The organism is Halomonas sp. DP5N14-9, assembly GCF_019802175.1.
Classification (GTDB): domain Bacteria; phylum Pseudomonadota; class Gammaproteobacteria; order Pseudomonadales; family Halomonadaceae; genus Halomonas; species Halomonas litopenaei.
The window spans coordinates 331,858-345,094 of sequence record NZ_JAHVHR010000024.1; the positions used below are offsets into that span (position 1 = coordinate 331,858).

At 66.3% G+C, this 13,237-nt stretch carries 11 protein-coding genes; all 11 read right to left on the reverse strand.

The features are described from left to right. Nucleotides 1-67: 67 nt before the first annotated feature. On the reverse strand, nt 68-1,999 hold the full coding sequence (locus KUW00_RS14480; protein ID WP_222569386.1) for a cation:proton antiporter: 1,932 nt from the start codon (nt 1,997-1,999) through the stop codon (nt 68-70). A gap of 538 nt (nt 2,000-2,537) precedes the next feature. After that, nucleotides 2,538-2,747, reverse strand: coding sequence for a hypothetical protein (locus KUW00_RS14485; protein ID WP_124804405.1), 210 nt, complete (start codon nt 2,745-2,747; stop codon nt 2,538-2,540). A gap of 259 nt (nt 2,748-3,006) precedes the next feature. Continuing rightward, on the reverse strand, nt 3,007-3,921 hold the full coding sequence (locus KUW00_RS14490) for a hydroxymethylglutaryl-CoA lyase (RefSeq protein ID WP_222569387.1): 915 nt from the start codon (nt 3,919-3,921) through the stop codon (nt 3,007-3,009). Continuing rightward, nucleotides 3,921-6,071 carry an acetyl/propionyl/methylcrotonyl-CoA carboxylase subunit alpha gene (locus KUW00_RS14495; RefSeq protein ID WP_222569388.1) on the reverse strand — a complete coding sequence of 717 codons (2,151 nt, stop codon included), beginning with the start codon at nt 6,069-6,071 and terminating at the stop codon, nt 3,921-3,923. Before KUW00_RS14495 ends, KUW00_RS14490 begins: the two co-directional genes overlap by 1 nt. Continuing rightward, nucleotides 6,068-6,916: an enoyl-CoA hydratase-related protein gene (locus KUW00_RS14500; protein ID WP_222569389.1), complete on the reverse strand. Its 849-nt coding sequence runs from the start codon at nt 6,914-6,916 to the stop codon at nt 6,068-6,070. The genes KUW00_RS14495 and KUW00_RS14500 overlap by 4 nt, the downstream gene beginning before the upstream one ends. Nucleotides 6,917-6,936: 20 nt before the next feature. Continuing rightward, entirely contained in the window at nt 6,937-8,544 is a 1,608-nt protein-coding gene (locus KUW00_RS14505) for a carboxyl transferase domain-containing protein (protein WP_108132749.1), read from the reverse strand. 12 nt (nt 8,545-8,556) lie between these two features. Next, complete coding sequence (locus KUW00_RS14510) at nt 8,557-9,726, reverse strand: isovaleryl-CoA dehydrogenase (RefSeq protein WP_045994997.1); 1,170 nt, start codon at nt 9,724-9,726, stop codon at nt 8,557-8,559. A 445-nt stretch (nt 9,727-10,171) separates the two neighbouring features. After that, nucleotides 10,172-10,675, reverse strand: a complete 504-nt coding sequence (locus KUW00_RS14515) for a cupin domain-containing protein (protein WP_222569390.1) — start codon at nt 10,673-10,675, stop codon at nt 10,172-10,174. Nucleotides 10,676-10,847: 172 nt separating this feature from the next. Continuing rightward, the gene (locus tag KUW00_RS14520) at nt 10,848-11,705 is read right to left on the reverse strand and encodes a substrate-binding domain-containing protein (protein ID WP_222569391.1); all 858 of its coding nucleotides are present in this window, start codon (nt 11,703-11,705) and stop codon (nt 10,848-10,850) included. A gap of 50 nt (nt 11,706-11,755) precedes the next feature. Further along, nucleotides 11,756-12,481, reverse strand: coding sequence for an ATP-binding cassette domain-containing protein (locus KUW00_RS14525; RefSeq protein WP_045994994.1), 726 nt, complete (start codon nt 12,479-12,481; stop codon nt 11,756-11,758). Then, nucleotides 12,478-13,176 (reverse strand): ABC transporter permease, encoded by a 699-nt coding sequence (locus KUW00_RS14530; protein ID WP_108132752.1) that lies wholly within the window; start codon nt 13,174-13,176, stop codon nt 12,478-12,480. The genes KUW00_RS14525 and KUW00_RS14530 overlap by 4 nt, the downstream gene beginning before the upstream one ends. Between the last annotated feature and the right edge of the window lie 61 nt (nt 13,177-13,237).

A 13,237-nucleotide genomic window follows, 5' to 3' on the forward strand; every position in this document is an offset into this window, starting at 1 on the left:
AGGCTCGCCTGGCGTTAGGCCTTCCCAGGCTACACAAGTTCCGCACCCGCCACGATACCTCGCCGGATCAGCCCTGCTCGGGCGGCTCGCGTCCGGGAGTCGTGTTGTCGCGGGAGTCGCCGTCGTCTTCGCTGACACTCGTCGCGCCTGATTCTGCCCCAGCCCCAGCCCCAGCCGCTGGTTGTTGCTCCTGGCGTCTGGCGTGGCGCTCTGCCTTGTCCTGATGGGTGTCGTCGGGCACCAGGGCGAGCAGGGTCTCGCCGTCACCAGCATCGAAGCTTTCATCCTTGTGCATGACGCGTACTTCGCCATCCTCGCTGTAGGTCGAGATCACCCGGGCGTCGGGGTTGTCGCGTCGATAGTCCTCGAACGAATAGCTCTCGCTGAGGCGCGTCAGACGGACGCACCAGCCCTCGCGGATGTAGTTGGTGGCCTGTTCGAAGTCGAGTTCCTTGGCGAAGAAGCGCCCGCCCAGGGTCTGCTCGAGATGATCGCCACCGGCACCGCCCCCCGGGGCGAAGCGGTACACCTGATGGTGGCCGAATTCGGGGGCATAGTGCATGCACAGCAGGGCGTTGTAGTCGTCGTTGTCGGTCAGCGCCACCATGCTGTCGAAGCGGCTGAACTCCAGCGTCAGTTCGGCCTCCTCGGTGAGTACCTCGCCGTAGTAGGTGGGAATGTCGCGGCCTCTGACCTGGCGTAGATGGTTGTAGTTGCGATCGGCGATCAGCACCGGGCGCCCGGTGGACTGGATGGCCTCGGCAAGGGCGACCGTGAAGGGGTTGGCGCCGATGATCAACAGCCCCTTGGTATCGGTGGACTGAAGATTGAAGCGACGGGCCAGGGGCTGCAGCGAGAAGCCGTGCAGCAGCACCGTGACGGCGACGATGGCAAAGGCCAATGGCGACAGCAGGGCGGCGTCCTCGATGCCGATGTCGACCAGGCGCGCGCCGAACAGACCGGCGATGGCCACCGCGACCACCCCGCGTGGACCGATCCAGCCGACCATCAGCTTCTCGCCGAAGGGCAGGTCGACCTTGATCAACGATATGAAGACTGCCAGCGGGCGGACCAGCAGCAGTACCACCGCGACGAACAGGATCTCGCGGGTCGTCAGGGTGGCCAGGGTGCCCAGGTCCACCTGAGCGGCCAGCAGGATGAATACCCCGGAGACCAGCAGTACGGTGATGTTCTCCTTGAAGCGGCGGATCTCGTCCAGCGACGATAGCGACGAATTGCCGATCACCACGCCCATCACGGTGACCGCCAGCAGGCCGCTTTCATGCAGCAGCGCATTGGGCAGGGCGTAGGTGGCCATGACGAAGAAGATGATCACCGGCACCTTGAGAAACTCGGGGATATGGCCGCCCTTGATCGCGCGGATCAGGCCCCAGGCGGTGGCCAGTCCCACCGCGCTCGCCACCGCGATGCCCAGCGCCATATGGCCGAGGGTCATCGACAGCGAGTGAGAGGAGTTGAGAACGATGGCGAGTTCGAAGGCCAGCACCGCCGCCAGGGCGCCCACCGGGTCATTGAGGATCGCCTCCCAGCGCAGGATTTCCCCCGGACGCCGCTTGAGGCTGGCCTGGCGCAGCAGGGGAATGATGACGGTGGGGCCGGTGACGATCAGGATGCCGCCAAGCACCGAGGCCGATGCCCAGGTCAGTCCACCGATGTAGTGACCCGACAGGGTCGCCAGCAGCCAGACCAGCGGGCCGCCGAAGAACACCAGGCGCTTCACCGCAAGCTCCGCGCCCTTCAGCCGTGTCAGGTTCAGCGTCAGGCCACCCTCGAACAGGATCATCGCCACGGCGACCGCGATCAGCGGTTCGAGCAACTCGCCGAATACCGAGCGTGGGTCGAGCACACCGGTTACCGGGCCGATGAGTACGCCGCTCAGCAGCAGCAGGACGATGGCCGGCACCTTCCAGCGCCAGGCCAGCCACTGGGCGCCGATACCGAGCGCCGCGATCAGGCAGAAGACGAGAACGGGGGTCATGAGGGCTTCCCTGTGGTCCAATCGGTGCAGTCAGTGCAGCCAATACTTTGCCAACCAAGCTGGCTACGCAACGTCGAGCGCGAAACGTCAGGCACGACAAGTCAGGCGCGCAAAGTCGGCAAGCGATGCCATCTAACGCTAGGCGGCGCCTGCTGCATTCACAACCAACCCTGTAAACGCTTGCGACCCGATCGGCACAGTTGCCCGGAGACTCAGGGGCCCGCGCCACGCAGGCATTGAAGGAGCCTTCGTACTACCGAGGGCGGGGAAGTGTTCGCCCTGCGTGTTCTGTTCGTGAGGAATGAAGCAATCGGAAGCGATGCCATGGTGGCGGGAGGAGGAGGCGTTGCAGATAAAGTCCGGTTGCCATCAGCTGGCGAACAGCAAGGCGACCACCGCGACAATAAGAATGTCGAACTGTGCCGCACGAATGTAGAGCTGATAAGGATGCGCTCGGCAGGGCTTTCGGTGAGGTAGATATAGCCACACACCAGCACGGGAAAGATGAGCAGCCCGATCATGGTGGGCGGCTACGCTGCTACTGGCTGTCGTGGGAAGCCAGGGGGAAGCTCTGGTCGATGCGTTGGCGCTCGAGCTCGGCGGCGTCCTTGCTGGCGTACCTGCGCACCACCACTGTGCCCGAGGCAGTGATATCCACGTCATCCCAGCCTGCCGTCTCTGCCGCCTCGGTAGATTGCTGCAGCTGCTGCTGAATCTGCTCGAGAATGCGTTGGCCCTGTGCGCTCATGTCCTGTTCCTCTCATGGACTGACACTGAGAATAGCACGATGCGATGTATGTCGCGGGATGGAAAGGAAGGGGAAGGCATGGGGAGGGGGAGGAAAGAGAGAGAAGGGAGAGGGAAGGGAGAGCAAAGAGAGAGAAGGGAGAGGAAAGAGAGAGAAGGGAGAGGAAAGAGAGAGAGAAGGGAGAGGAAAGAGAGAGGGAAGGGAGGGAAGAATTGCTCAGGCCCTGTTTCTCGCTTCCCTCCTTCCCCCTCGGCATTGGTCAGCCCTTGGCAACCACCGCCACACCGGCCTTGGAGCGATTGGGACGCCCGATGGCGCGGGTGATCCAGTCGCCCACGGCGGCGATGCGCTCGAGGTCCACCGTGGTTTCGATGCCCAGGCCTTCAAGCAGGTAGACCACGTCCTCGGTGGCGACATTGCCGCTGGCGCCCTTGGCGTAGGGGCAGCCCCCGAGGCCCGCCACCGAGCTGTCGATCACCTGGATGCCGTCCTCGAGTACCGCGGCCAGATTGGCCAGCGCCTGGCCATAGGTGTCGTGGAAGTGGGCGGCCAGACGCTCGACCGGAACGTCACGGGCCACCGCCTCGAGCATGCGCCGGGCCTTGAGCGGGGTACCGGTGCCGATGGTGTCGCCAAGCGACACCTCGTAGCAGCCCATCTCGTCCAGCGCCCGGGCGACCGCCGCCACCTGCTCGGGAGCGATGTCGCCTTCGTAGGGGCAGCCGAGCACGCAGGACACATAGCCGCGCACCTGGATCCCCTGATCGCGGGCGCGTTCCACCACCGGGGCGAAGCGCTCGAGCGACTCGGCGATGGAGCAGTTGATGTTCTTTTGCGAGAACGACTCCGAGGCCGCGCCGAACACCGCCACCTCATCGACGCCGCACTCGATGGCCGCCTCCAGTCCCTTGAGGTTGGGGGTCAGCGCCGAATAGCGCACCCCTGGTTGGCCTTTGCCCTCTCGCATCAGGGCGGTCATCACCTCGCGGTGGTCGGCCATCTGCGGCACCCATTTGGGCGACACGAAGCTGGCCGCCTCGATGTGGCGATGGCCGGCCTGGGCCAGGCGCTCGACCAGTTCGAGCTTGGTCGCCGTGGTGATCGGGTCCGGCTCGTTCTGCAGGCCGTCGCGAGGCCCGACTTCGACGATGCGAACGCTGGCGGGAAGGGCCATCAGCGGGACTCCTTTTGCTCGGTTTCGGGCTGTGTCTCTGACTGCGCCTCTGTTGGCGACGCGCCGGCGTCGAACTCCAGCAGCACGTCGCCCTGGCCGACGGTGTCGCCGGCGGCGAAGTGGAAGCTGGCCACGGCGCCGTCGGCCGGGGCGGTGAGGGTGTGCTCCATCTTCATCGCTTCCATCACCATCAGGGCGTCACCCTTGGCAACGGCAGCACCGGGCGCAACCAGCAGCGCCACCACGGTACCGTGCATGGGCGCGGTCAGGGTCGACTCGACCTCGTGCTGGCCGTGGTCGATGGCGTCGATACGCCGCCAGTAAAGGCGGACCTCGCCCTCGGGGCTCGACAGCACGATCTCGTTGCGCTCCTTGCCTTCTCCCACCAGGCGCGCCTGCAGGCGGCGGCGGTGGCCGTCCAGGGTGATCGCCACGGCGTCGCCGGGCAGATCGGTGAGGCTCGCCGATACCTTCTGGACCTCGTCGCGATTGGCCCCGCTGATGCTGAGCTGCCAGGCGTCGTCACTGGCCCCATGACGTCCCTCGACCAGCGCCAGGCTCGCAGGCTCGGCGTCCAGCGCCTCGCGCGGGTCGCACAGTGCGATACGGATCTGGCGCGGGCCGTTCAGGCGAAAGCCGTCGTGGCGGTCCCAGGGAGAGTCGCTCTCGCACTCCCGAGACAGCTGATGCAGCGCCACCAGGGCGGCGCTGGCCAGGCTGTCCTGGTCGAGGCCGCGGGAGGCGAACAGGCTGTCCTCGTGGCGCTCGATAAAGCGGGTATCGAGGTTGGCCGCCTGGAAGTCCGGGTGGGTGGCCAGGCGCTGCAGGAAGCCGCGGTTGGTGACCACACCACGCACGTCCAGGGCCGCCAGGGCGCGGTTCAGGGTCGCCAGCGCCGAGGCGCGGTCGGGGCCGTGGGTGATCAGCTTGGCCAGCATGGGGTCGTAGTGCATCGACACCATGTCACCGCTTTCGACCCCGCTGTCCAAGCGCACCCTGGTCGGGTCCAGCGAGGCGCCCTCGAGGTCCAGCGAGAAGTGGCTGAGCAGGCCGGTGGCGGGCAGGAAGTCCTGGTCGGCGTCCTCGGCGTAAAGCCGCGCCTCGAAGCTGTGGCCATTGATGGTCAGCTCATCCTGGCTCAGCGGCAGGCGCTCGCCCATGGCCACGCGCAGCTGCCACTCGACCAGGTCCTGCCCGGTGATCATCTCGGTGACAGGGTGTTCCACCTGCAGGCGGGTGTTCATCTCCATGAAATAGAAGGAGCCGTCCTGCCCCGGTGAGGCGTCGAGCAGAAACTCCACCGTGCCGGCGCCGACGTAACCGATCTCCTGGGCCGCGCGCACCGCCGCCTCGCCCATGGCCTGGCGCAGTTCCAGGGTCATGCCTGGTGCAGGGGCTTCCTCGAGCACCTTCTGGTGACGACGCTGCACGCTGCAGTCGCGCTCGAACAGGTAGACGCCGCCGCCGTGGCTGTCGCAGAACACCTGGACCTCGACGTGGCGAGGCTGGCTCAGGTACTTCTCGATCAACATGCGGTCGTCGTTGAAGGCCGCGCGGGACTCCCGTCGGCAGCCGTCCAGGGCCGCCTGGAACTCGTCGGCGTTCTCGACCACGCGCATGCCCTTGCCGCCACCACCGGCGCTGGCCTTGAGCAGCACCGGGTAGCCGATGGCGTCGGCCTCGCGCTTGAGCAGGTCGTCGTCCTGATCATCGCCGTGGTAGCCCGGCACCAGCGGGACCCCGGCGTCCATCATGCGGGCCTTGGCGGCGGACTTGTCGCCCATGGCCTTGATGCTGGAGGCGGGCGGGCCGACGAAGACGATACCGGCGTCTTCGCAGGCGCTGACGAAGGCCTCGTTTTCCGACAGGAAACCGTAGCCGGGATGGATGGCGCCGGCGCCGCTGCGGCGGGCCGCCGCGATGACCTTGTCGACATCGAGATAGCTTTCCCGGGCCGGCGCCGGACCGATGCGGATCGCCTCATCGGCCTCGCGCACGTGGCGCGCGCCTTCATCGGCGTCGGAGTACACCGCCACCGTCTTCAGGCCCATGGCCCGGGCGGTGGCCATGACACGACAGGCGATCTCGCCACGATTGGCCACCAGCAGAGTGTCGAAGCGCGGCTGGCGGTCTGACGGATTCGAGCTCATGAGGCGCTCCCTTTTTTGTTGGTGGATGAAGGGGGGCTGGTGGAAGAGGCGCTGTCGGCCCAGGCCGGACGGCGCTTCTCGAGGAAACTCGCCAGTCCCTCCTGGCCTTCGGCGCTGGTGCGCAGCTCACTGATGACCTGACAGGTGCGCTCGCGGGTGGCGTCGCTGTCGGTGTCTCTGGCGACTTCTGCCAGCAGGCCCTTGGTGGCCCGGCTGGCCTGGGGCGAGGTGGCCAGCAGGGTGTCGAGCATCGCGTCGATGGCGGCGTCGAGTTCCTCTGCGGCGACCACCCGGTGGACCAGGTCCAGTCGCTGGGCGGTGTCGGCATCCATCACTTCGGCGCTGAGCGCGTAGCGGCGCATCTGGCGGCTGCCGATGGCGCGCTGCACGTAGGGGCTGATGACCGCCGGCGACAGGCCGATGCGCACCTCGGATAGGCAGAACTTGGCCCTGTCGGAGGCGATCACGATGTCGCAGCAAGCGGCCAGGCCCACCGCGCCACCGAAGGCCGCGCCCTGGACCCGGCACACCGTCACGCAGGGCAGGCTGTCGAGACCGTGCATCAGGCGAGACAGCTCACGCGAGTCGGCCAGGTTGTCGTCGACGCTGTAGTCGACCATGCGCTTCATCCAGTTGAGGTCGGCGCCGGCGGAGAAGCTCTTGCCCTCTGAACCCAGCACCAGCACTCGTACCTCGCCGCTGTCGGCGGCCTGGCGTACCTGATCCAGGTGGGCGTTGAGCTCGCCGATCAGGGCGTCGTCGAAGGCGTTGTGCACCTCGGGGCGGGTCAGGGTCAACCAGGCAACCCCCCGGGCGTCGATCCGTAGTTGGGACATGTCTGACATGGGATCCATCCTTGAGGGCATTACATGCGGAAGACGCCGAAGCGCGTCTGTTCGATCTCGGCATTCATCGCGGCGGCCAGCGACAGGCCCAGTACATCGCGGGTCTGGGCCGGGTCGATCACACCGTCGTCCCACAGTCGGGCGCTGGCGTAGTAGGGATGGCCCTGGTGTTCGTACTGTTCGCGGGTCGGCTTCTTGAAGGCCTCTTCGTCCTCGGCGGACCAGGACTCGCCGGCGCGTTCGATCTGCTCGCGCTTGACCTGGGACAGCACGCCGGCGGCCTGCTCGCCGCCCATCACCGAGATGCGGGCGTTGGGCCACATGAACAAAAGGTTGGGTTCGAAGGCGCGCCCGCACATGCCGTAGTTGCCGGCACCGAAGCTGCCGCCGATCAGCACCGTGAACTTGGGCACCTTGGCGCAGGACACCGCGGTCACCAGCTTGGCGCCATGCTTGGCGATGCCCTCGTGCTCGTACTTCGAGCCGACCATGAAGCCGGTGATGTTCTGCAGGAACACCAGCGGAATCTTGCGCTGGGCACACAGTTCGATGAAGTGGGCGCCCTTGACCGCGCTCTCCGAGAACAGCACCCCGTTGTTGGCGACGATACCCACCGGATGACCGTGGATATGGGCGAAGCCGGTGACCAGGGTATCGCCGTAGTAGCGCTTGAACTCGTCGAAGTCGGAGCCATCGACGATCCGCGCGATGACCTCGCGCACCTCGAAGGGCTTCTTGAGGTCGGTGCCGACGATACCGTAGAGCTCCTCGGGGTCGAGGCTGGGCGGGCGCGGAGCGGCCATCGCCAGCTCGCCACGCTTCTGCCAGTTCAGGCGGGACACGCAGCGCCTGGCGATCTGCAGGGCGTGGGCGTCGTTGTCGGCGTAGTGGTCGGCGACCCCGCTGATCCGGGTATGGACGTCGGCGCCGCCCAGGTCCTCGGCGCTGATGGTCTCGCCGGTGGCTGCCTTGACCAGCGGCGGGCCGCCGAGAAAGATCGTGCCCTGCTCGCGCACGATGATCGATTCATCGGCCATGGCCGGCACATAGGCGCCACCGGCGGTGCAGGAGCCCATCACCACGGCGATCTGGGGAATTCCCTCCGCCGACAGGGTGGCCTGGTTGTAGAAGATCCGGCCGAAGTGGTCGCGGTCGGGGAATACCTCGTCCTGGCGCGGCAGAAAGGCACCGCCGGAGTCGACCAGGTAGACGCAGGGCAGGCGATGCTTGCGCGCGACTTCCTGGGCACGCAGGTGCTTTTTCACCGTCAGCGGAAAATAGGTGCCGCCCTTGACGGTGGCGTCGTTGGCGACGATCACGCACTCAACGCCCGAAACGCGGCCGATGCCGGTGACGATGCCGGCCGCCGGCACTTCGGTGTCATACACCTCATGGGCGGCCAGCGCCGACAATTCGAGGAAGGGCGAGCCCTCGTCGAGCAGGTGGTCGATGCGGTCGCGCACGAACAGCTTGCCGCGGGATTCGTGCCGGCTACGGGCCTTGTCGCCACCGCCACGGCGGATGGCAGCGGTCAGTTCGGCCAGTTTGCCGACCTCGGCGCGCATGGCCGCGTCCCGTGCCTGGAAGTCCTCGGAGCGCGGGTTGATCTTGGTGTCCAGAATCGCCATGACCGGCTCCCCTTACTTGGATTCGTTGAACAGCTCACGCCCGATCAGCATGCGCCGGATCTCGCTGGTGCCGGCACCGATCTCGTAGAGCTTGGCGTCACGCAGCAGGCGCCCGGTCGGGTACTCGTTGATGTAGCCGTTGCCGCCGAGCAGCTGGATGGCGTCCAGCGCCACCTGGGTGGCCTTCTCGGCGCAGTAGAGGATCACCCCGGCGGCGTCCTTGCGCGAGGTCTGGCCGCGGTCGCAGGCGGCGGCGACGGTATAAAGGTAGGCGCGGCAGGCGTTCAGGGTGGTGTACATGTCGGCAACCTTGCCCTGGACCAGCTGGAACTCGCCGATGGACTGGTTGAACTGCTTGCGCTCGTGGATGTAGGGCACCACCACGTCCATCGCCGCCTGCATAATGCCGATGGGGCCAGCAGCCAGCACGGTGCGCTCGTAGTCCAGCCCGCTCATCAGCACGCGCACGCCCTTGCCGACCTCGCCCAGCACGTTCTCGGCGGGGACTTCGCAGTCCTCGAACACCAGTTCGCAGGTGTTGGAGCCGCGCATGCCGAGCTTGTCGAGCTTCTGGGCGGTGGAGAAGCCGGCAAAGCCCTTCTCGATGATAAAGGCCGTCATGCCCTTGGAGCCGGCGTCAGGATCGGTCTTGGCGTAGACCACCAGCACGTCGGCGTCGGGGCCGTTGGTGATCCACATCTTGTTGCCGTTGAGGATGTAGCGGTCGCCGTCCTTGCGGGCGCGCAGCTTCATCGACACCACGTCGGAACCGGCGCCCGGCTCCGACATGGCCAGCGCCCCTACGTGCTCGCCGGAGATCAGCTTGGGCAGGTACTTGGCCTTCTGTTCGGCGGAGGCGTTGATCTTGAGCTGGTTGACGCACAGGTTGGAGTGGGCGCCGTAGGACAGGCCCACCGAGGCGCTGGCCCGGGAGATCTCTTCCATGGCGATGCAGTGGGCCAGATAGCCCATGCCTGTGCCGCCGTCCTCGTCGGACACGGTAATGCCGAGCAGGCCCATGTCGCCGAACTTCTGCCACAGGTCGGCGGGGAATTCATTTTTCTCGTCGATCTCGCCGGCGCGGGGGGCGATCTCGTCGCGGGCGAAGGCATTGACCTGGTCGCGCAGCATGACCAGGGTTTCGTCGAGGCCGAAATCGAGAGGCGTGTAGGGGCTGAACATGATGGGCTCCGGGGCATCCTTGATGGTCGATACGGCGCCAGGAGGGGGCCGGACCATCTTTATTGATGGTGTTGGTGACGAGGTGAAACGGCACCGCAGGCGGTGAGCGTTCACGGGATGACAAGAAGACTAGGCAAGGTTTACGTTAACGTAAAGTGCAGCTTGTGATGCTTGCGACCAAAGTTGGTAGATAGGTGCGGGTAGACGAGCGGCACTCGCCCGGCAGTGGGTCGCCACCAGAAGCGCCAGACGACGCCTTCGGGTCAGGGCGATGGGGTGAACAGGGTGGCTGTGCGGTTCAGATCGAGATCAGGATAATGGCAGTGGTTCAATGCCAGGCCAGATTCAGGCACGAGACCGGCAACGTCCGAGAAAGCGCGCCTGGCACGAGGCATGGAGCGATACGGCGAGGGTGAGCCATCTGCCGCCAGGCACGCCCGTCCCATCAACCTTCGTCCTGCCAGTAGTCCACCGCGTCCTGGCGCATGCCGTAGTGTTCGAAGCTGCGCTCGGCCTTGTCGCCGCCCGGAGCGCTGCCGGCCAGTACACCAAACTTGCCTGAGTCGGGATACTCCATCACGTCCGGTGCGTTCATGCTGCTGATACACAGGTAGGTCAGGGGTTCGTCGGAGTCGTTGATGATCTGGTGGGCGCAGTCGGCGTCGCCGGCGGGGGCCGCGATCAGCTCCCCCTCGACGATGGGGTAGCGTTTCCCACCCAGACGCACGCTGCCCTTGCCCTTGAGCACGATGAACATCTCGTCATTGTTGTGATGGAAGTGGAAAGGCCAGGCGTGGCAGCCAGGTGCTAGGGTGACTCGGCGACAGCCGAGGTCGCGCATGCCCAGCACCGGCGTCAGGTTGATGATCTTGGCATCGACCTTGTCACCGTGCTGGTGGTCCTGGCGGGGGATCGGGCAGTGGCAGAGAGAGAGGATGCGAGCGCGCATTGAGGATCCTTGTCGGTCATGGGGACGAACGAAGCACGCCGATCGCGTGCCTTCGCCCGTCTCGCGTCAATCCTCGTATCAGCCTAGACCGAGATATATGACCCTGCTACGACCCTGGTCAGTTGACGTTGCTGCCTCGGGCGCGGCCGCCGGCTTCAGCGCAAGCCAGCGATTACTCGCTGTCGGCGTTGGGAAAGAACAGCTGCTGTCCCTTGACCTCGAAGTCGCCGATGGCCTGCTGGCCCGCCTCGGACAACAGCCAGTCGTGCCACTGGTCGGCCAGGTCGTGCTTGAGCTCCGGATGGCGCTCGGGTGACAGCTTGAGGCTGCCGTACTGGTTGAACAGCACCTCGTCCCCCTCGAAAAGCAGCTCGAGATCCTGACGGTTGTCGAAGGCCACCCAGGTGGCACGATCCGACATCACGTAGGCACCCATGCCCGCCGCGGTGTTGAGGGTGGCCCCCATGCCGCTGCCCAGTTCACGGTACCAGTCGCCGCCGGGTTCGACCCCCGCCGACTCCCACAGCCGCAGCTCCGCCCGGTTGGTGCCGCTGTCGTCGCCACGGGAGGCGAAGGGCGCCTTGTGCTCGGCGATCAGGTTGAGCGCCTCGGCGGCGGTCTCGGCGTCACGGATGCCTGCGGGATCCTCGGCCGGGCCGATCAGCACGAAGTCGTTGTACATGACGTCGGCGCGCTCGGTGGCGTAGCCGTCCGCCACGAAGGCTTCCTCGCCGGCGGTGTCGTGCACCAGCAGGCTGTCGGCGTCCCCGCGCCTGGCGATCTCGAAGGCCTGTCCGGTGCCCACGGCGACTACACGGACGTCGATGCCGGAGTCCTCGGTAAAGCTCGGGATGATGGCGTCGAACAGCCCCGAGTTCTGGGTCGAGGTGGTTGAAGCCAGGGTGATGAAGCGATCCTCGGCCTGGGCACTGGTGGCGCACACCGCCAGACCGGCGATCAGCAGGGCGCCGGAGAGCAGAGCGCCGGAAAGCAGAGCACGGGCAGGAGTGGAGTCTGGATATCTTGTCATGGGGGCCTTCCTTGCGTGGGTTGATCGGACTTCTGGATGGGGCAGGCCGCTCAATCGAGCAGCTCGCCGTGGACAAAGGCGTGGCCCTCGGCGGTGACCGGGGCGTCGAAGAAGGTCGCCGCAGGGCTCTGTTCGACCAGCCTGCCGTGGTGCAGCAAGATCACCTCGTCGGCCAGTCGGCGCGCCTGATGAAGGTCATGGCTGGTCATCACGATGCGTACGCCCTGGCGGTGAAAGTCGCCGATGGCGGCCTCCACGGCGCGAATGGCGGCGGGATCCAGGGCCGAGGTGGGCTCATCGAGAAACAGCACCTCGGGCGACAGCAGCCAGGCCCGGGCCAGCGCCAGGCGCTGCTGTTCGCCGCCGGACAGCACCCTGGCCGGTCGCCGGGCAAGTGCCTCCAGACCAAACCGCGCCAGCGCCTCCCTGGCCCGTTCGCGGCGCTGACGCCGGGGCACCCGCTGCACCGCCAGGGCATATTCGAGGTTGGCCAGGGCCGAGCGTCTGAGCAGCACCGGGCGCTGGAACACCATGGCCTGGCGTGGCGCCGCGCCTTCCCATACCAGGCGCCCCGACGTCGGCTGCAGCAGACCATGGGCCAGGCGCATCAGCAGGCTCTTGCCGGCGCCGTTGGGCCCCATGATCAGGGTGCGGCGATGGCCCTCCAGGTTCAGCGACAGCGGCCCCAGCAGCGTCTGCCCTCGGGACGCGTAACTGACGCGATCGAAGTTCAGGCGTGGCGTCGTGGCCGGCACCGAAAGCGTCAGATGGGTCATCCGAGCTGCCTCCGCGTCGCTTCGCCCAGCAGATGCGCCAGTGCATTGATTACCCCCACCAGTGTCAGCAACACGATACCCAGGCCCAGAGCCAGGGGCAGGTTGCCCTTGCTGGTCTCCAGCACGATGGCCGTCGTCATGACCCGGGTGACGCCGTCGATGTTGCCGCCGACGATCATCACCGCCCCGACCTCGGCGCTGGCGCGGCCAAAGCCGGCCAGCACCACAGTGATCAGCGACAGCCTGGCGTCCCACAGCAAGGTCGGAATACGGCGCCGCCGAGATACCCCGATGGAGGCGAGCTGTTCGGCGTACTCGCCGTGGAGCTCCTCGACCTTCTGACGGGTCAGGGCCGCCAGGATCGGCAGCACCAGGATAACCTGGGCCACGACCATGGCGGTGGGGGTAAACAGCAGCCCTAGTGAACCCAGCGGCCCTGCCCGGGACAGCAATAGATAGACGGCGAGCCCCGCCACCACCGGCGGCAGGCCCATCAGGGCATTGAGGGTGACGATAAGAGGGGCTCGGCCTGGAAAGCGAAACAGTGCCAGCGCCGCCCCCAATGGAAAGGCCAGCAGGGCAGCGATGGCGACAGCGGTCAGCGAGATCTTCAGCGATAGCCCGACGATGTCGAGCAGGTCGGCGTCCAGACCGATGACGAGTTCAAGGGCAGTAAGGAAGGCAGAGTCGGTCATCGTGTCTCGGTCGATTTGGGGGCGTCGGGTGCTTGCCGTTTTCCGGTCTACCGGCATGATG